17 protein-coding genes and 1 tRNA gene are annotated in these 19,652 nt (G+C 50.1%); 8 read left to right on the top strand and 10 right to left on the bottom strand.

What is annotated here, in order from left to right; translation table 11 throughout:
- Nucleotides 1-295: 295 nt before the first annotated feature.
- Nucleotides 296-1,750 (bottom strand): tyrosine-type recombinase/integrase, encoded by a 1,455-nt coding sequence (locus BW972_RS14975; RefSeq protein WP_076422728.1) that lies wholly within the window; start codon nt 1,748-1,750, stop codon nt 296-298.
- A gap of 115 nt (nt 1,751-1,865) precedes the next feature.
- On the opposite strand from BW972_RS14975, the gene BW972_RS14980 reads away from it, so the two are divergent.
- Nucleotides 1,866-2,261 carry a hypothetical protein gene (locus tag BW972_RS14980; protein WP_076422729.1) on the top strand — a complete coding sequence of 132 codons (396 nt, stop codon included), beginning with the start codon at nt 1,866-1,868 and terminating at the stop codon, nt 2,259-2,261.
- Between the two features lies 1 nt (nt 2,262).
- Here the strand turns inward: BW972_RS14980 and BW972_RS14985 are convergent, their stop codons facing one another.
- The 5 genes from BW972_RS14985 to mltG all read right to left on the bottom strand — a co-directional run bounded on the left by BW972_RS14985 (nt 2,263) and on the right by mltG (nt 6,586).
- Nucleotides 2,263-3,477 (bottom strand): site-specific integrase, encoded by a 1,215-nt coding sequence (locus tag BW972_RS14985; RefSeq protein ID WP_076422730.1) that lies wholly within the window; start codon nt 3,475-3,477, stop codon nt 2,263-2,265.
- Between the two features lie 250 nt (nt 3,478-3,727).
- A tRNA-Ser gene (locus tag BW972_RS14990) sits at nt 3,728-3,812 on the bottom strand.
- A gap of 175 nt (nt 3,813-3,987) precedes the next feature.
- Complete coding sequence (locus BW972_RS14995) at nt 3,988-4,962, bottom strand: YihY/virulence factor BrkB family protein (RefSeq protein ID WP_076422731.1); 975 nt, start codon at nt 4,960-4,962, stop codon at nt 3,988-3,990.
- Entirely contained in the window at nt 4,959-5,372 is a 414-nt protein-coding gene (locus BW972_RS15000; RefSeq protein WP_007653357.1) for an acyl-CoA thioesterase, read from the bottom strand. The genes BW972_RS14995 and BW972_RS15000 overlap by 4 nt, the downstream gene beginning before the upstream one ends.
- Nucleotides 5,373-5,515: 143 nt before the next feature.
- On the bottom strand, nt 5,516-6,586 hold the full coding sequence (gene mltG / locus BW972_RS15005; protein ID WP_234986402.1) for an endolytic transglycosylase MltG: 1,071 nt from the start codon (nt 6,584-6,586) through the stop codon (nt 5,516-5,518).
- A 209-nt stretch (nt 6,587-6,795) separates the two neighbouring features.
- Here mltG and BW972_RS15010 point away from each other — a divergent pair, with 209 nt between their 5' ends.
- Entirely contained in the window at nt 6,796-7,422 is a 627-nt protein-coding gene (locus BW972_RS15010) for an L-threonylcarbamoyladenylate synthase (RefSeq protein WP_076422733.1), read from the top strand.
- A 144-nt stretch (nt 7,423-7,566) separates the two neighbouring features.
- Here the strand turns inward: BW972_RS15010 and BW972_RS15015 are convergent, their stop codons facing one another.
- Nucleotides 7,567-8,457 carry a lysophospholipid acyltransferase family protein gene (locus BW972_RS15015; RefSeq protein ID WP_234986403.1) on the bottom strand — a complete coding sequence of 297 codons (891 nt, stop codon included), beginning with the start codon at nt 8,455-8,457 and terminating at the stop codon, nt 7,567-7,569.
- A gap of 241 nt (nt 8,458-8,698) precedes the next feature.
- Here BW972_RS15015 and BW972_RS15020 point away from each other — a divergent pair, with 241 nt between their 5' ends.
- The 6 genes from BW972_RS15020 to rhuM all read left to right on the top strand — a co-directional run bounded on the left by BW972_RS15020 (nt 8,699) and on the right by rhuM (nt 16,819).
- Complete coding sequence (locus tag BW972_RS15020; RefSeq protein WP_076422735.1) at nt 8,699-9,283, top strand: WbqC family protein; 585 nt, start codon at nt 8,699-8,701, stop codon at nt 9,281-9,283.
- Between the two features lie 116 nt (nt 9,284-9,399).
- On the top strand, nt 9,400-12,003 hold the full coding sequence (locus tag BW972_RS15025) for an ATP-dependent Clp protease ATP-binding subunit (RefSeq protein ID WP_076422736.1): 2,604 nt from the start codon (nt 9,400-9,402) through the stop codon (nt 12,001-12,003).
- Between the two features lie 183 nt (nt 12,004-12,186).
- Nucleotides 12,187-13,746: an acyl-CoA carboxylase subunit beta gene (locus BW972_RS15030; protein ID WP_007655386.1), complete on the top strand. Its 1,560-nt coding sequence runs from the start codon at nt 12,187-12,189 to the stop codon at nt 13,744-13,746.
- A gap of 99 nt (nt 13,747-13,845) precedes the next feature.
- Complete coding sequence (locus BW972_RS15035; protein WP_076422737.1) at nt 13,846-14,916, top strand: M42 family metallopeptidase; 1,071 nt, start codon at nt 13,846-13,848, stop codon at nt 14,914-14,916.
- A gap of 92 nt (nt 14,917-15,008) precedes the next feature.
- Nucleotides 15,009-15,815, top strand: a complete 807-nt coding sequence (locus BW972_RS15040; protein ID WP_234986427.1) for an ABC transporter substrate-binding protein — start codon at nt 15,009-15,011, stop codon at nt 15,813-15,815.
- Nucleotides 15,816-15,823: 8 nt separating this feature from the next.
- A complete protein-coding gene (gene rhuM, locus BW972_RS15045; protein ID WP_007655380.1) occupies nt 15,824-16,819 on the top strand; it encodes a virulence RhuM family protein/type II toxin-antitoxin system death-on-curing family toxin in 996 nt (331 codons plus the stop codon).
- A gap of 8 nt (nt 16,820-16,827) precedes the next feature.
- Here rhuM and BW972_RS15050 read toward each other — a convergent pair whose 3' ends face one another.
- Genes BW972_RS15050 through aroB form a run of 3 tightly spaced genes read right to left on the bottom strand, consistent with a single transcriptional unit; the run spans nt 16,828 to nt 19,630 of the window.
- Nucleotides 16,828-17,346 (bottom strand): hypothetical protein, encoded by a 519-nt coding sequence (locus BW972_RS15050; protein WP_076422738.1) that lies wholly within the window; start codon nt 17,344-17,346, stop codon nt 16,828-16,830.
- Between the two features lie 20 nt (nt 17,347-17,366).
- Nucleotides 17,367-18,596: a 3-phosphoshikimate 1-carboxyvinyltransferase gene (locus BW972_RS15055; RefSeq protein WP_076422739.1), complete on the bottom strand. Its 1,230-nt coding sequence runs from the start codon at nt 18,594-18,596 to the stop codon at nt 17,367-17,369.
- Entirely contained in the window at nt 18,593-19,630 is a 1,038-nt protein-coding gene (gene aroB, locus BW972_RS15060) for a 3-dehydroquinate synthase (RefSeq protein ID WP_076422740.1), read from the bottom strand. The genes BW972_RS15055 and aroB overlap by 4 nt, the downstream gene beginning before the upstream one ends.
- Nucleotides 19,631-19,652 lie beyond the last annotated feature (22 nt).

Below are 19,652 nucleotides of genomic sequence, written 5' to 3' on the forward strand. Positions count from 1 at the left end.
GGCAACGCCGCCGCAAGACTTGCCGGCCTAAACTCCATTTATGCCTTTGGCTCTTCTGCAGGCATTCCCTTTTTTATAGCCTGTGATTCCTCCCCACCGGTAAAGCCTGAAAGCTTCGCCATTTTAAAATTTGAAAATAATCCCAATGACGGATTTAACTATAGTGTATAAGGAGGAGTTCCGGTTATTGGTCCTTTAGCTGGAGTGCGTGAATCCTGCTTTTTTGAGGTTTTCATACTTCCATCCGGGTTTTAGCTTCATCCTTTAAACATTCTATAGCCAATATATAACATTCCTACAGATTATCAAGCGGGCTGATGATATTTTCCAGCCCGTGGCTGGTGATGTGGGTGTAGATCTCGGTGGTCTTGCTGCTCCTGTGCCCCAGCAGTGACTGGATATAGCGCAGATTCGTGCCCTGCTCCAGCAGGTGCGTGGCAAAGGAGTGGCGTAGCGAGTGGGGCGTTACCTTCTTCTGCAAACAGGCCTTCTTCACGCAGTCCCGGAAAACGTTGCGGATGCTGTCCGTGGTGTACTGTCCCCCGTACTGCCCCTCAAAGAGCCACACCTTCGGCCTGTACTCCTTATAGTAGGCCCTGAGGCTCTCGAGCAGTTTCTGAGAGAGTAGCGTGGTACGGTCCTTCTTACCTTTGCCCCCACGTATGAGCAGCAGGTTCCTGTCTGACTGAACGTCCGTGATCTTCAGGTTGATCACCTCCCCTATACGGAGGCCCCCGGCATAGAGCAGCTGTAGCAGGCAGCGGTGCTTGAGGTTGGCGGTGGCCAAGAGGATACGCTGCACCTCCTGCTTGCTGAGCACGGTGGGCAGTCGGTCGGCCTTCTCGGGCCGCTCCACCTGGCTCAGGTCCATGGTGTGTCGGCCCAGCACCCGGTGGAAATAGAACTTGACGGCATTAATACTTTGGTTCACAAAGGAGTAGGAATACTGCTGGCTCTGTACCATCTGCCGATGATAAGTGTTGATTTCAGCCACTGAAAAAGCATTTATTTTCTCAAGTCTATGTGTGCTGTGCCCGTTGAAGAAGCGCAGCAGCAGCGAGTGGTAAGTGCGGATGGTGCTAAGTGAATAGTTTAGGAGGTAGAGCTTCTCCAGGTAAGGCAGCGGGCAGGTAATGTAGTTCGATCCTTTGCTGTAGGTCTGTTCCCAAAGCCTTCGCAGAATACCCATGTCCCTGATATGCATGGTGCCCGCCAGCCACACCTGCGCCGTGCCCTGCACATCGTCCAGCAGCTGGTGCAGGCTGGAAGCATCGGTGCCCACGGCAAAGCACCTGGGCTCGGGAAGCCACTGGCAGCAGGAGCTGCACTTGAGAGTCTTATAGATCAGCTCGTTGAAGGGGAAGGACAGCTGAATCAGTGTCTTACCCTCGTGCTCGAGCGGCTGCAGTCTAATAATGGGTAGATCGGGCAGCTTGGCCAGCGGCTCCGACTGCAGACTGCCCGACGTGACCACTGCGCCCATGGCCGGTCGAATCCGTTTGGGCCTGTTCAGATAACGCGCATCTACCAGCGCCACCCCCTGAAAGTGCCTGTGCAGCAGCTCAATCGCCTCAGGCGTTTTGTGCGTCACGTAGCATTTATAGGTCTTGCTGTATTTGGCCACATCGCTGTCCTTGAGCAGCTTAGTGATGCGGTGGTCCGGCTTGTACCACAGGCGTATGAACTGCTTGCCCTGGTGCTCAAGTGAATTGAGGTAAAGGACGGGGGCTGAATTGTATGTCTGCTGCATAACATTTGAAGTGAATTTCACTCAAAAGTAAACCCAGCCTCTGACTCAGCCGTTTTTTGAAACGCATAAGTGCGTATATAAACGCAACTATACGTTTCATAAAACGGATGTTCTGATGACAGATGAAAAACAGTGTCAGCAGTGCGGCAGCAAGATGACCGGGAGAATGGACAAGCGCTTCTGCTCCAACCAGTGCCGGGCCAATGCCCACAACGCCGGCAGGCGGCAAAACAGCGGAGAGCAGCTAATCTTAAACATCAACTCCATCTTGCGTCGCAACCGCACCATTCTCAAGCAGGCAAGTCCGCAGGGGAAAACTACCACTCATAAACAGGTGCTCCAGTTGGCCGGCTTCGATTTTCGCCACCATACCCACCTCTACCGTACAAAGCAGGGCAACACTTATTACTTCTGCTACGACTACGGCTATTTTTTACTGCCCGAAGAGAAGGTGCTCATCGTGAACTGGCAGCCCTACATGGAGCAAAGTAACTCTTCCATGAATAAGTGAATCACAGCTTCAGCCGCTCCCGAAGCCTTTGCATGTCCTCCCCCACCTTCACATCCAGTATTTTGGCGTAGTGCTGGGTGGTTCTGAGGTTAGTGTGCCCCAGCATCTTCGACACACTCTCCATCGGCACGCCATTCAATAGCGTTATTGTCGTAGCAAAGGTGTGACGGGCGGCATGGAATGTCAATTGCTTATTGATGCCGCACAGATCGGCAATCTCCTTGAGGTAGGCATTCATCTTCTGGTTACTCGGCACAGGCAGGACCCTCCCTTCATGGATACACTGCAGGTGCTGCCTGTATTTGTTAATGATCCTGAGAGCGGTTGGCAGCAATGGAATACGAGAGGGCGTATCTGTTTTCTGCCTGTTCTTATAGACCCACTGCTCCCCATCTATGCCTTTTTGTATGTCAGTATAACGCAGTTTCTGCACATCCACATAGGCCAGTCCCGTAAAGCAGCTGAAGAGGAAAATATCCCTTACCTGAGCCAGGCGCTCTGAGGCGAACTCTTTTTCAGCCATCCGTTGCAACTCCTCCTCTGAGAGAAATACCCGCTCCACGGTCCTGATCTTGGACTTGTAGTTCATGAACGGACTGGACGAAAGCCAACCATTAGCCAGGCAGATGCGGATGATCTTACCGAAGTTCTTGATGTATTTGACCGCCGTGTTATTGGAGCACTTGCGAACACTTCTCAGGTAATGCTCATAATCTGTAATGAAGGCATGGTCTATTTTTCGAATATCGATATCCCTCACCCCAAATTTCCAGAAAAGAAAGTCCTGCGTGTGCTTTAGGGAAGTGGTATAACGCTCCAGTGTGCCTGGGGAGAACTCTTCCCCCACCAGGTCCGCAATTTTCTTGTTATGGTCCTCGAACACCTTAACAAGCATCTTTCCCTTTTCTTCCCTCCCCAGAAACTTGTTCTTTAAGCTTTCTGCCGTCACCGGCGCATCGGCATCTATCAGCTGGCGATGCGCCTCGTAGAGCTTGGCTTGCAAGCTATCCAGATAGGCATTCAGTGATCTAATCACTTCCTTTACGCCTATGCCGCGACCTGCAACAGAACTCCATTTATCCGGCTCTATGGTTCTACCAGTCATCAGCTCTGCGCGTTTTCCCGCGACAGTCACACGCAGATAAATAGGAACAGGCCCTGACAGATAGCTTTTTGGTTTCTTAAGGTAGAAGAGAATACTGAATTTGATGTTCATGGCAATGACTTTTAAGGTTAAACAAATGTAGCCCTGCAGTCAACCCGAATCAAGATGTACATCAATCGTACATCTTGAATATCAGTCAGTTACACAAAATTTGGTGAGTAGATAGTTTGCTCTGACGCACTCACCACTTTACTCACCACGATAATGCGAAAAAGTGAATAAATTGCTATATGCGCCAAAACAAAAAAGCCTGCAAATACTTGATTTGCAGGCTTTTAGGTGTTTTTGGTATCGCTACCAGCAGAGAGTGAGGGATTCGAACCCCCGGACCTGTTACAGTCAACGGTTTTCAAGACCGCCGCGTTCGACCACTCCGCCAACTCTCTGTAATTGAATCGAGCACAAAAGTATAGTGCTGAGCCGAATTTTCAAAACTATACGCAATTATTTTTCGCTTGTTCGTGCCACAAAGGCATAAGCGGCTGATTTATAAGCTGAAAATTTTTCAAGAATACACGTTAGCCGAAGGCGCTCCCCAAGAATCTATACCTTGATTTTACACTATGCCGCTGCCGAAGTGGCTTTCTCAGCAGTTTGGGCTGTCTTGCGGGTAAGTCGCTTCGTCACCGTATCAATGCTCACATTGATCTCAAAACCCAGGATCAGGATCATGGACACAAAGTCAAGCCAGATCATCAAACCGATGAGGGCCCCGATGGAGCCGTAAAATTTGTTGTAGGTATCGAAAGCACTAATGTAAAGCGAGAAGATCATCGATACCACAAAAATAAGGATGGTTGCTACCACAGCGCCTGCCGAGAAGAAAGGCCACTTGTCCTGTATGGCTGGTACGTAGTAGTAGATGAGCGAGGTTGCCAGCAGAAAGAGCAGTATGATCGCCACGTACTTCAGCATCACGATCAGAGTATAGGTATAGCTCTCGGTCACGACCTCGTAAAAAACTAACACATCTAAGATCCACTGCCCAAAGAAGATCGCCGCCACTGCCAGAAACAGGATAGATGAAAGCGCTACGGTGAGGACCGTGGCAATCACCCGCTTTTTCAGGTATGGCCGCTTATAGAAGGTATGGTATTTTTTGTCGAAGGCATCCATCAGCGACATGATGCCATTGGTGGACAGAATCAGGGCAAAGAGAAAACCGAAAGAGAGCAGTCCCCCACGTGGCTTGTTCACAATATCATCGATGGTGCCGTAGGCCACGGTGTACATCTCCTCGGGCAGAAAGTCAGCCAGAAAGTTAAGAATGCTCTCACCCAGGTCCAGCGACAGAATACTGGGCATGTAAGGTATGAGCGTGAACAGAAAGATGATGGTCGGGAAGATGGCCAGCGTGAAGTTAAAGGCCATGTATGAGGCACGCTTGGTAATGGAATCCAGCCTGAGCTCGCCCAGCAACACATCGGCCACATCGTATACCGAAGACTGGCCGTTGTTAAAGCGCCACCTCTTCAGGAACACGATGAATTTGCGATACGCTCTGCGGCGCTTCAGATATTGCTGGTTCAGCCTCATTCGCTATAGTATCCGTCCAACTTCTGGTGTATGAGCGCAGGTATAGCCGTCGGGCGCCCTGATTTCATGTCGACAAACACCATCGTGGTCTCTCCCACATTCAGCAGTGTCTGTTCCTCGTTATACACCTCGTACTCAAACTTTATACGCGAGCCATGCGGCTTGTGCTTAAGAAAGAGCTTAATCGTCAGCAGATCGTCGTACTTGGCCGGGCGGATATACTTGCACTTGAGTTCCAGCACAGGCATCATAGTGCCGGTCGCTTCCATCTCCTTGTAGTGTATCCCCAGCCTTCTGAACACCTCCGTGCGGGCCACTTCATAGTAGGCCGCATAGTTGCCATAGTAGACATAGCCCATCTGGTCGGTTTCGGCGTAGCGTACGCGTATCTGTACTTCTGATTCGAACATGTTGATTGTTAATTGTTGGTTGTTGATTGTTAATTGATGGAAGATGATTGCGGAGAGTATAGCGTGGTTAACTAGCTCGTGTTTCAGAAATGCTATACCTGCTCAAGTTTAGCGAACAACAATCAGCAATTAACGATCAACAATTATTTCAAAATATTCCGCTGCGTCAGTGCTCGCTGATAGCGGCGAGCATTGGCGATGTGCTCGGCATGCGTCACGGCAAAGCTGTGGTAGCCGGAGAAGTCTTCCTTGGCGCAGAAGTAAATGTACTTATGCTGTTCCGGGTTTAGCACCGCGTCAATGCTGGAGATATCCGGCACGTTGATCGGGCCCGGAGGCAAGCCTGCATATCGGTAGGTGTTGTAAGGTGAGTCGTGCTGCAGGTGCACGTTGAGCACGCGGCGGATCGAGAAGTCACGCACCGCATAAACCACAGTCGGGTCGGCCTCCAGTTTCATGCCTTTCTGCAGTCGGTTCAGGTATACGCCGGCCACACGTGGCTTTTCGTCATTCTTGATCGTCTCAGCCTGCACAATAGAAGCCAACGTGGAAACCTCTTTTGGAGAGAGCCCCATCTTCTCAGCCTTGGCTTTGCGCTCATCCGTCCAGAAGCGGTCGTACTCAGTCTTCATGCGCTGCATAAGTTCCGGTGCCGTGATGGTCCAGTATACCTCGTATGTATTTGGGATGAACATGCTCACCACGGTGGTGGTGTCGAAACCGAGCGTTTGCAGGTACTCCTGGTCATTGAGCAGGCTGTCTATTTCGGCAGCCGATGGCTCTACGGATGTGGCCAGTTTCTCGGCCAGCTGACTTCGTAGCCGGATGTTGTTGAAGGTGAGCTTTAGCGGAGACTGCTCTCCCAGTCGCAATACGCCGATAAGTTGGCGATTGCCCCAGCCGTTCTCGATCTTGTACCTGCCCGGCTTCACCAGTTCGTCGTAGTCCATGAGCTTGGCCATGAAGCGCAGCGACAGGCGGTCGATGATCACGCCGGTTGCCTCTACGGAGTCGAGGGCCTGCTTGTAGTCAGCGCCGGTTGGGATATATACATAGGTGTCCTGCCCTTTGGTGTCTACGTTAGCGGTATACACGATCTGGTAGGCATAGTAGGAAAAGCTCACAAACAGGAATAGCAGCAGCACAATGATGCCGGGTATCCACATGCTTTTCTCTTTCTTGACGCGTCTGCGTGGAGTGACTTCGTTAGCCATAATGTAATTAATAGTCCCGGATAAGGATGTAGGTTCCGGGCTCGTTTAGTTTAGGCTACAAAAATAACACTAATCTTGCTTATCTGACTAATTTTGAGCTGGCATCTGTCCTAAAGTCTCTATTTACCAACCTCAAGGGCTATACCTGCAACGCAGACGGCTTTTATGCAGTATGCCTTACTTTATGCACTAACAAGCAAACCCAAACTATGGCCAACGCTGTTTTCCTCCAGATACACCCGGACAATCCACAGCCAAAAAAAATACAGGAAGCCGTCGAGATCCTTCGCAACGGCGGCATTATCATCTATCCGACCGACACCATTTACGGCCTTGGCTGCGACATTCACAATACCAGGGCGGTGGAGCGTGTCTGCCAGATCAAAAATGTAAAACCCGACAAGGTAAACCTTTCTTTCATCTGCTCCGACCTGACCCACATTTCCGACTACGCCAAGATCGACACGCCCACTTACAAGGTGATGAAAAAGGCGCTGCCCGGTCCCTTTACCTTTGTGCTCGACGCCAGCAGCCGCGTGCCGCGCTATGCCGGCAGCAAAAAGAAAACGGTAGGTATACGCGTGCCCGACAATAAAATAGCCCTGGCACTGGTGCAGGAGCTTGGCAACCCGATCCTATCCACCTCCATCCGCGACGAAGACGAAGTGATTGAGTACAGCACCGACCCAGAGTTGATCTATGAAAAATACCGCAACCTGGTAGATGGTGTAATAGACGGTGGCCCTGGCAACAACGTAGCCTCTACCGTAGTCGACGCTGCCAACAATTTCGAAGTGCTGCGGGAAGGCGCGGGTGATATTGAGGAATTCTTATAAGTTTAGGAGTTGGGGAGTTTAGGAGTTTGAGAGGTATGGGTTATTGAATTTTGATTGACGGGGTGAATTGAAATCTTGTGGTAAAGAAGCAAAGAGAATTTGAATTCACTTAAATCACTTTTAAACGCTCAAACTCCCCAACTCTTAAACTCGCTTATGTTTCCACCTTTTGTGCGTCCAGAGGTAGTTGGCGGGGTTTCGACGGATGGAAGCTTCCAGTTTACGAGCGAAAGCTTCGGTGATTGGAAAGGTGCCTTCTTCGGGCTTGGTGGTGCCGTCGGACAGCACATCAAAAGTCAGACAGTAATGACCACGTTTGACTCGCGCCACATCCAGGAACAGCACCGGGCATCCAAAGGTCTGCGCCAGCTTTTCGGCACCGACAAAGAAAGGTGTATCCTGATTGAGGAAAGTGGTCCAGAACTGAATCTCTCCGTAAGGGGGCGTCTGATCTGAGAGCATAGCTACCACACGCGGTGTTTTTCTGTTTCGCACAAAGTCACGCATGGTGTCTTTCATTTCAATCAGGCGAGCACCGAGCCTCCCGCGCAGGTATAGCATGAACTCCTCAAAGAAGGGATTCTTGATCCGCTTGTATACCCCTTCAGCCGGAAAGCCTAACTGCACCGCTCCTGCCGAGAGAATCCATTCCCAGTTGCCGGAGTGAGAGCCCATGGTGATGACTGTCTTACCTTGCTGCACAAAATTATCGAGCACCTCCTGGTTAGAAAACACAATGCGGCGGCGCATTTCAGCTTCATCCATCGAGGCCAGCTTCAGGATCTCCACGATCAGGTCCGGGAACTGCCGGTAAAAGGCCCTGGCTATACCCTGTATCTCCTGTTCAGATTTTTCCGGAAAGGAGTTGCGCAGGTTCTGGAGCACCACTTTTTTGCGGTAGCCGACCACGTAATACACGAGCACAAACAAAAAGTCGGCTAGCAGGTATAGCATGGGCAGCGGCAGCAAAGACAGGCCTTTGAGCAACCACCAGAGCGGGTAATATAACGCAGGTATGTTTGGAGATTTCTTCACAGGTATAGATCGGCTGCAAAGGTACGACCTATACTTGCATTATGAAATTAAAGAAATCATGCTTATTTCGCAGGAAAAGGACACAAGATGTAAGACCTGGGACTGCAGGTATAAGATGACAGATGGCAGACATTAGAATTATATTCCAACTTCAGACTCAAAACTCTCGACTTAGAGCTTACAGCCTTTAACTCTCTAACTTTTTAACTTTCTAACTCCCTTGCTTCTCCTAACCGAAATAATGTACCACCCGCCCATTCAGTTTTTTGCTGCACTGCTTAAGTCTGATGGTTTGCTGCTAGAAAAACACGAGAACTACATAAAGCAGAGCTACCGCAATCGCTGCCATGTGCTGACGTCGCAAGATATGGTGCCGCTGAGCGTGCCGGTACTGCGGGGCAACAGCAAGGACAAGACGCTGATCACCGAGATCGAGATTGACTACAGCCAGAAATGGTACAACGTACATTGGCGCACCATACAGGCAGCATATGGCCGTGCTCCCTATTTTGAATTTTACAGTGACTACATTCGGGAGGTATATGAGCGACAGCCGAAATATTTATTTGACCTGAACGTTGATTTATTGCGGCTTTATCTTAAATTTCTGAAACTGGATCGACGAATCGGGTTCACAGACAGCTATCAGACAGAGCAACCGGAGGGGGTGCTCGACCTCAGAAATAGGATACATCCTAAAATCATTCCTGACAACTTGTACGTACAACCCTATACACAAGTATTTGGCAAACAATTTGTACAAGACCTTAGTATAATTGACTTGTTGTTTACACAGGGTCCGAAGTCGCTTTCCTACTTACAATAATGCCCCGGCAAAACTAAACCTTTGTGGAGTTGGGCTTGTTTAAATCAGGGGCTTTTCCTGTTAGCCTCAACGAGTTACAACATTTTTAGACCTTTACATTTTTTTATAGAGTATACATGGAAGCTAAATTCTCAAACAGAGTGAAAGAGGTTATCTCACTCAGCCGCGAGGAAGCTATCCGCCTTGGGCATGACTATATTGGCACCGAACACCTGGTGCTGGGCATGATCCGGGAAGGAGAAGGTACTGCCATCGCCTTACTGAAGAAGCTGGGCGTTTCGATAGATGAACTGAAGTACGCTTTAGAGCAGGCTACACGAAACACCGCATCTCAGAACAGCAACATTACAGGCAGTATCCCGCTGACCAAGCAAACTGAGAAGGTGCTTAAGATTACTTATCTGGAGGCCAAAATCTTCAAAAGTGATATAATAGGTACTGAACACCTCTTATTATCCATCCTCCGGGATGAAGACAACATTTCTTCTCAAATCTTAGCGAAATTCAACGTGAACTACGAAGCAATAAGAGACTCCCTGGATTATCACAGCAATAATCCACTCGCGTCGTCTGACACAGACGATTCTGATGATTCTGACAAGTTGTTTGGCTCTTCTTCACGCGCTGGCAGCAGCTCTAGCAAGAAGCCTGGTGAAAAATCGCGCACCCCGGTGCTCGACAACTTTGGCCGCGACCTGACCAAACTGGCAGAAGACGATAAGCTCGACCCGATTGTAGGTCGTGAAAAAGAAATCGAACGTGTGGCCCAGGTACTGAGCCGCCGCAAGAAGAACAACCCGATCCTGATCGGTGAGCCGGGCGTTGGTAAAACAGCTATTGCTGAAGGACTTGCGCTGCGCATCGTGCAGAAAAAGGTAAGCCGCGTGCTCTTTAACAAGCGTGTGGTAACCCTTGACCTTGCCTCTCTGGTGGCGGGCACGAAGTACCGCGGTCAGTTCGAGGAGCGCATGAAAGCCGTGATGAACGAGCTGGAGAAGTCTCCGGACGTGATCCTGTTCATTGACGAGCTGCACACGATTGTAGGTGCCGGTGGCGCCTCCGGTTCGCTGGATGCCTCCAACATGTTTAAGCCGGCCCTGGCCCGTGGCGAGATCCAATGCATTGGCGCGACTACGCTTGACGAGTACCGTCAGTACATCGAGAAAGATGGTGCCTTGGCCCGTCGTTTCCAGATTGTGATGGTAGACCCTACCACGCCGGAGGAGACCATGGAGATCCTGCACAACATCAAAGACAAGTACCAGGACCACCACCACGTGAACTACACTGACAAGGCAATTGAGGCCTGCGTGAAGCTTTCGGACCGCTATATGAGCGACCGCTTCCTTCCGGACAAGGCCATCGATATCCTGGATGAGGCTGGTGCGCGTGTGCACATCAACAACATTGTGGTGCCTGAGGATATCCTGAAGCTCGAAGAGCAGATCGAGAACATCAAGGTAGAGAAAAACCGCGTGGTAAAGAGCCAGAAGTACGAAGAGGCTGCTCAGCTGCGCGACAAAGAGAAAAAACTGATTGACCAACTCGAATCAGCTAAAAAGAGCTGGGAAGAGGAGACCAAGAAGAAGCGCTACACGGTAAAAGAGGAAAATGTGGCAGAGGTTATTGCCATGATGACAGGTATACCAGTGAAGCGTATCGCGCAGAACGAAGGCGTAAAACTATTGAACATGGGCGAAGAGCTCAAGGGCAAAGTGATTGGTCAGGACAAAGCGATTGGTCAGTTAGTGAAAGCCATTCAGCGCACGCGCGTGGGTCTGAAAGACCCGAAGAAGCCTATCGGTTCATTTGTATTCCTGGGTCCGACTGGTGTAGGTAAAACGGAGCTTGCCAAAGTGCTGGCAACATACCTGTTCGACAAAGACGACGCACTGGTGCGTATCGACATGAGTGAGTACATGGAGAAATTCAGTGTATCTCGCCTGGTGGGAGCGCCTCCGGGCTATGTGGGTTACGAAGAAGGCGGTCAGCTGACGGAGAAAATCCGCCGCAAGCCATACTCTGTGGTACTGCTCGACGAGATCGAAAAAGCTCACCCGGACGTGTACAACCTGCTCTTGCAGGTATTGGATGATGGTATCCTGACGGATGGTCTTGGCCGTAAGGTAGACTTCCGTAACACGATCATCATCATGACATCGAACATCGGTGCACGCGACCTGCAGGACTTCGGAGCCGGTATCGGTTTCATGTCGAAGAGCAAGCAGGAGAACGTGGACGACATCATGAAGGGCACTATTGCGAGTGCTTTGAAGAAGACGTTCTCGCCTGAGTTCCTGAACCGTCTGGATGATGTGATCGTGTTCAACTCACTGGGTCGTGAAGACATGCACAAGATCATCGAGCTGTCGCTTGGCAAACTGTTCAAGCGTATCGAGGCCTTGGGTTACAAGATCGAGCTTACCGACAAAGCCAAGGATTTTGTGGCCGAGAAAGGCTACGATCCGAAGTATGGTGCCCGTCCGCTGAACCGTGCTATTCAGAAGTATATCGAAGACCCAATTGCGGAGGAGATACTGAAAGCCGAGATCGCACAAGGTGACACCATGATGGTAGACTTCAAGGAAGGCGAAGAGAAATTGACTTTTGCTTCTAAAAAGAGCAATGGCAAGAAGCCGAAAGGTATAGCCAATGACGGAGAAGAGGAAGAAACAGAGCCAACCAAGTCGTCTGGTGACGGTGAGAAATCTGACAAATAAGGTTTAAGACCTATTATATAAGGGCTGTTCCTAACGGGGCAGCCCTTATTTTTTGACTTTATCTGAAAGATATACACTGATCAGGAGCCAAATTTTGCTTTTAGTATAGCTGATTTCGGCTGATAGTTTTTAAATTTGACAATTATTCAATCGATATTCCATAAAACAGATATACCCTATTTCATGGCAGGAGACATCAGACAGAGCCAGATAGAAACGCTGGAGCGCAAAAACGCCGAAGCCTTACTAGGCGGCGGACAGGACAGAATAGAAGCACAGCACAAAAAAGGCAAACTGACGGCCCGTGAGCGCATTCACCTTTTGATGGATGAGAACTCTTTCGAGGAGATCGGCAAGTTTGTGATGCACCGTTCCAAGGACTTCGGTCTGGACAAGCAGTACTTCCTCGGCGATGGTGTGGTGACCGGCTACGGCACCATCAACGGACGTCTGGTCTACGTGTTCTCACAGGACTTCACGGTATTGGGTGGTTCGCTTTCTGAAACCCATGCTGAGAAGATCGTGAAGATCATGGAGCTGGCCATGAAGAACGGTGCACCGGTGATTGGCCTGAACGACTCCGGTGGAGCCCGTATCCAAGAGGGTGTGGTTTCGCTGGGTGGCTATGCTGACATCTTTTACCGCAACACACTGGCTTCTGGTGTAATCCCTCAGATCTCGGCTATCATGGGACCATGCGCCGGTGGCGCGGTATACTCCCCTGCCATCACCGACTTTATCATGATGGTGGAAGACACGTCTTATATGTTCGTGACCGGCCCTAACGTGGTAAAAACGGTAACGCACGAGAACGTAACTTCTGAAGAACTGGGCGGTGCGAGCACGCACAGCACTAAGAGCGGCGTAACACATTTCTCCTGCGCCAACGAAGTGGAGTGTATCAACTACATCAAAACCCTGCTGAGCTACGTGCCGCAGAACTGCGAAGAGTTGCCACCGTCGCTCCCTTACGAGGAAGCTGCTGACGAAACCCGCTCGGTGCTTGACACGATTATACCTGAAAACCCGAACCAGCCGTACGACATGCGTGAGGTGATCGAGGGTATCATCGACGCGGATTCTTTCTTTGAGGTGCACAAAAACTTTGGCGAGAACATCGTAGTGGGCTTTGCCCGTCTGGGTGGCCGCAGCATCGGTATCGTGGGCAATCAGCCTGCCGTACTCGCCGGCGTACTCGACATCAACGCCAGCACCAAGGCCGCCCGCTTCGTGCGCTTCTGCGACAGCTTCAACGTGCCATTGCTGGTACTAGAAGACGTGCCAGGCTTCCTGCCGGGCACGGATCAGGAGTGGCGCGGCATCATCACCAACGGTGCCAAGTTGCTTTACGCTTTCTGCGAAGCGACTGTACCGCGCATTACGGTAATTACCCGCAAGGCCTACGGCGGTGCTTACGATGTAATGAACTCCAAGCACATCGGCGCGGATATGAACTATGCCTGGCCAACTGCAGAGATCGCAGTAATGGGTGCGCAGGGTGCTGCCGAGATCATCTTCAAGCGCGAGATTGCTGAGGCGGAAGATCCAGCTGCGAAACTGGCTGAGAAGGTACAGGAGTATAAGGATAAGTTTGCCACGCCATACCGTGCTGCACACCGTGGCTTCATCGACGAAGTAATCATGCCAAGCGAGACACGCGCTAAGCTGATCAAGGCCTTTAAAATGTTGGAGAACAAGGCTGTGAGCCTGCCTCGCAAGAAGCACGGCAACATCCCGCTTTAACTGCATTGAATAACGAGCATGTACAGTCACAGAACATCTGGCTGTACATGCTCGTTATGTTTAACAACCATTGTCTATACATTACTGAAAACGACACTGATGAGAAAAGAATCATTCGAGTTCCTTGAGAAATATCTGAACAACTCCTCTCCTACCGGCTTCGAGTCTGAAGGACAGAAACTGTGGCTGGAGTATGTGAAGCCGTACATTGAAGATTACTTTGTGGATACCTACGGCACCGTGGTAGGTGTGATCAACCCAGAGGCGGAATACAAAGTTGTGATCGAGGCGCATGCCGATGAGATATCCTGGTTTGTGAACTACATCACACCGGAGGGTTACATCTACCTGAAGCGCAACGGCGGTTCCGATGCGCTGATAGCTCCTTCCAAACGCGTGAACATCTATACCTCCAAAGGCATCGTCAAGGCAGTTTTCGGATGGCCAGCTATACACGTGCGCAAGGTGGAGAACGACAAGGCCCCTACCATCGAGACCGTGTTCCTGGACTGTGGTGCCAGCAACCGAGAAGAGGTGGAGAAAATGGGTATACACGTAGGCTGCGTAGCTACCTTTGAGGACGAGTTTACAGTGATGAACGACAAGTTCTACGTAGGCCGCGCCTTAGACAACCGCGTGGGTGGTTTTATGATCGCTGAGGTAGCCCGCATGATCCACGAGCGCAAGCACAAGCTGCCTTTCGGTTTGTACATCGTGAATGCGGTGCAGGAAGAGATTGGCTTGCGTGGCGCTGAGATGATTGCGCACCGCATCAAGCCGGATGTGGCCATTATCACCGACGTGACCCATGATACGCAGTCGCCGATGTACGACAAGAAGAACAGTGGCGACATCCACTGCGGCAAAGGCCCTGTGATTGCCTATGGCCCTGCGGTGCAGAACAACCTGCGCGACCTGATCATCAATACCGCACAGGAGAAAGAGATACCGTTCCAGCGCTCCGCCGTTTCACGTGCAACCGGAACCGACACGGATGCGTTTGCATACTCTAACGCCGGTGTTGCTTCGGCTCTGATCTCCCTGCCATTGAAGTACATGCACACGACAGTGGAGACGGTACACAAAGACGACGTAGAGAACGTAACGAAACTGATTTATGAGACATTGCTAAAGATTGAGGACAATCAGGATTTCCGATACCTGAAATAGAAATCGCTTTTAGCCCTAGAGAACCACACAGCGCCTGACTGGCTTGTGTGGTTTTTTGTTTTACCGCCATCCCAAATTGCTTACTTTTGAACATGCGCTTCCCTTATACCTTCACCGACCAAATGGGCCACAGCATCACGCTGCCGCAACTACCGCAGCGAATTGTGTCTTTGGTGCCTTCCCAAACAGAGCTTCTTTTTGATCTGGGGTTGGAAGACCGCATCGTGGGCCTGACCAAGTTCTGCATTCATCCAAAAGAGAAGGTAAAACAAAAGACTATCATCGGTGGCACTAAGAACTTCAAGAAAGAGGTGATCGATGAATTGCAGCCCGACCTGATCATCGGAAACAAGGAAGAAAACTACGAAGAAGGTATAGCTCAACTGCAGGGAAAGTATCCGGTGTGGATGAGCGACATCTATACCTTAGAGGACTCTCTGCAGATGATCAACCAGATAGGGCAGCTAACCGGAACAGAGGCGAAGGCCGAAGAATTGACGCAAGGTATAGCCGCTGGCTTCGGGCAGCTGCAGCCTTTTCAGACTACTATACCTACGGCTTACTTTATCTGGCGAGGGCCCTACATGGCGGTGGGCAGTGACAATTTCATTGACCACATGCTGCAGCGCTGCGGCTTTTCCAACATTTTCGCTGACCAGTCCCGCTACCCGGAGGTGTCGCCGGAGCAACTGCAGGCTGCGGCTCCCAAGCTGATCCTTCTTTCATCTGAGCCCTACCCTTTCCAGGAAAAGCACTTCGCGGAGTTTCAGGAGATCTGCCCGGAGGCGAAGATTAAAGTAGTGGATGGCGAAATGTTCAGCTGGTATGGAAGCAGGTTGCTGAAAGCTCCAGAGTATTTGCAAGGTGTAATTAAGGAAGTAGGCGAGGAATCAAATTAGCAAAGACAATGAACGAGATACCAGGTATAGGAGAAATTTTCATTTATGAAACTGAGAGCGGACAATCTACGATTGATGTAAAATTACAGCAAGAAACGGTGTGGCTTACTCAGAAAGAAATGGCAAGACTTTTTGAGAAAGGACGTGCCACTATCACGGAGCACATCAGAAATGTATTTAATGAGGGGGAGTTGGACGAGAAACAAGTATGTCGGAAATTCCGACATACTGCCGAAGATGGCAAAAGCTACCTAACTACTTATTATAATCTTGACGTGATTATCTCTGTTGGCTACCGAGTTAAGTCCAAACGAGGCACACAATTCAGGATTTGGGCAACCAACATATTGCGCAAACATTTGGTTGAGGGCTATACCTTGAACGAAAAACGGTTAAAAGAACAAGCCCAGAAGTACAACGACCTCAAACAAACAGTTAAGCTGCTACAGAATGTTATTCAGCGGAAAGAGCTTTCAACGGATGAGAGTACAGGTTTACTTCAAATTATAAGCGATTACACATATGCGCTTGACATACTTGATGACTACGACCATCAACGCTTAGCCATACAGGGCACACATAAAACAGAGTATTTCAGGATTACATATGATAGCGCGATTGCTGCCATACGCACTTTAAAAGAGAAATTTGGCGGTTCTGATTTATTCGGTCGTGAAAAGGATGAGAGTTTCCAAAGCTCTGTCAATACCATTTATCAGACATTCGGTAACGAAGAACTATACCCATCCATGGAAGAGAAAGCGGCTAACCTGCTTTATTTTGTGGTAAAAAATCACTCGTTTTCTGATGGCAACAAAAGGATTGCGGCATTCTTGTTTGTGTGGTTCATGGAGAAGAACCAGCTCCTATACACTGCATACGGACAAAAGCGCATTGCAGACAATGCATTGGTAGCTCTTACTTTATTGATTGCTGAGAGCGATCCCACAGAAAAAGACATGATGATCAAAGTAGTAGTTAACTTGATCAACCAAAGCAATTAGAAGTTGTTTTATGAGTACCGCTCCAACAACCTTTCGGCCCGCTCAGCTATACCTTGAAAATAAGCAGCGTCTTCCTGCACTTGCGCTGCCGATTTCCCTAAAACTTCTCGCTTGTTCATTGGGTCAGTCAGATTGGCGAACCTGATGATCTTAAAAACCCGCTCTGCCTGTATGGCGGCTCCTTCCACCGCCTGTTCCAGTTTCCCGATCAGCAATTGCCTGAAATCCTTTTTTTCGATCGCCTCTTCATCCAGCAAGCGCAACACGGCAGCCACAGCCTCGTCTTCGAAGATTGTGCCGATGGCAATATCGATAAGCTTCTCAGTAGAGGGTGCGGGGAGGCGCATCAGAGTAAGGTAGCCTCCGCCCTGCTTGGCCGCAGTGGCATAGTACTTCAGCCAAAAGGAATTGGTGAGCGGGTCTTTGTAAACTGCAGCATACCCACCTTCGGCAGTCTCCATCAGCTCGAACTGCGGTAGCAAAACCTCGATCAGGCCAGCATCTCCGTACAAATAGCGCTTTCCCATTAGTTATTACTCAATAATCACTATTCATTCGCTGTTACTTCAAAGCCCATTTTCTCCAGATCTTCCCAAAACCGAGGGTAGGACTTGCGCACCACATGCGGCTCCTGTATCTGGATAGGCTGCAACAAGGCGATCGGAACAAAGGCCATGGCCATACGATGATCTTCGTAGGTTCTGAAATTCAACTCCCGATTGGTCAACAAGGTCGGGTTCATTTGAAAGATCCCGGGGGTCCTTTCTTCCAGTGAGGCACCCATACTCAGCACCTCAATCTGCAACGCCTGAATGCGGTCTGTTTCTTTGATGCGAAGGCTCTCCAATCCGGTCATCTCTACGGCTATACCTAAGGCTGCACACAGCGCCACAATAGTCTGTGCCAGATCGGGGCAATTGCTAAAATCGAAGGTTACTCTTTTCTCCGCATGCTTTTTTGTGAGACGCACTCCTTCTTGCTTGAACTCGGTATGTACACCCAAACGTCGCATGATGTCCACAATGGCTTTATCGCCCTGATGGGAATCTTCACGCAAACCCAGCAAGGTCACATCCGCCTCTTTGGCCAGGGCCACCATGCTATACCAGTAGCTTGCCGCTGACCAGTCCGACTCTACCGCGAAAGTAGCGGGTTGATATTTTTGATGTGGCACGGTGATCGTGTTACCCTCAAAGCTTGCCTCTACCCCGAAGTGCTTCATCAAAGCTAAGGTCATTTCGATGTAAGGCCGTGAGCTGATCTTACCGTCCAGCTCCAGTTCCAGCCCATCGGGTAACAAAGGTGCTACCATGATCAAAGCGGAAATGTACTGGCTGCTGATGTCGCTGCGCACTTTCAAGTGCTTTTTGCCGCTGCCTTTAAAGCCGCTGATCTGAAGGGGCGGATAACCTTCTTCGCCCAGGTATGCTATACCTGCGCCCAGTTCCTGCAAGGCCTCTACCAACACCTTGATCGGGCGCTGGCACATGCGATCGGTTCCGGTAAGTGTTTTTTGCTGCCCTGTCACGGCGTAATAGGCCGTTAAAAAGCGCATCACTGTCCCCGCATCTTCGGCGTCTATGGTATCCGAGTCGCTGTTCAGGAGTCTTTGCAGGAGTTGGGTGTCGTTGGCTTCGGAGAGGTTCTGCAATTCGGATTTTCCCCCAGCCAAGGCTGCGATAATTAAAGCACGGTTTGCCTCGCTTTTGGAGGCAGGTAATTGTACACGACCCTTCAGTATACCTGTAGGGTGCGAAAGAGTAACGGTTTTTGTCATAGTAGCTGGTAATAGCGCAATGCTTCCTGTATCTCTGCCACAGTCACAGGCTGGTCCCAAACAGCCTTGCCTATACCTTGCAATAGCGTACAGTTGATAGTGGAGTGAGTATTTTTCTTGTCCTGCAAGGCCAGTTTGGACATCGCCTGAACATCTTCTTCGGTGAGTTTTACCTTTTCATAGATCGACACCAGAAAAGTCTCGATCTGATCCAGTTCCCGCTTTGTGATCAAGTCTTTCTTCAAGGACAAGTAAGCCTCGCACAGCATCCCTATCGCAATGGCCTCTCCATGCAACAGTTCACGACCGGCCTGCTCCATCAGGTAACTTTCTACGGCGTGGCCCACCGTGTGGCCAAAGTTGAGCACTTTGCGGTAGCCGCCTTCCAAAGAATCGGCCTCCACCACGGCTGACTTTATACCTATAGAATGACGGATCAGATCATCCCAATTTTCAGTAAATAGCCCGATATGGCGCTGTTCTTCAAAAGCGGCCGCGTCGGCGATCAGCCAGTGTTTGATGATCTCGGCATAGCCTGACTTGAGCTGGCGCTGCGGAAGCGTGTTCAGAAAAGAGGGATCGATAAAAACGGCTCTAGGCTCTTTGTATACCCCGATATGGTTTTTAAGTCCGTGAAAGTCTATACCTGTTTTGCCGCCCACGCTGGCGTCGACCTGGGCAAGTAACGTAGTAGGCACCTGCACAAAGTACATTCCGCGTTTAAAAGTAGCAGCACAGAAACCACCCATATCCCCGATCACACCGCCACCCAGATTCACCAACACCGACCACCGGTCCAGATGGAGCTCCGTCATGCGCTGCCAGATGTGTTCGCAGGTCTGCAGGGTTTTGTTTTCCTCACCGCTCTTTATCTGGATGATATCATGTTCGGGAAGGTAGGGCTTTACCTGTGGATAACAATGGTGCAGGGTGTTCTCGTCTACCAGTACGGCTACTTTCGAGAAGGCAAGATTCTGCAGCACCGTTTGAAGCTTTGGCAGCACGTCTCGCCCAATGTATATGCTTTCAGTCACGCGGATTAGGTTTTAGACAGGT

Origin of the sequence: Pontibacter lucknowensis (genome assembly GCF_900156415.1) — a bacterium.
Classification (GTDB): Bacteria; Bacteroidota; Bacteroidia; order Cytophagales; family Hymenobacteraceae; genus Pontibacter; species Pontibacter lucknowensis.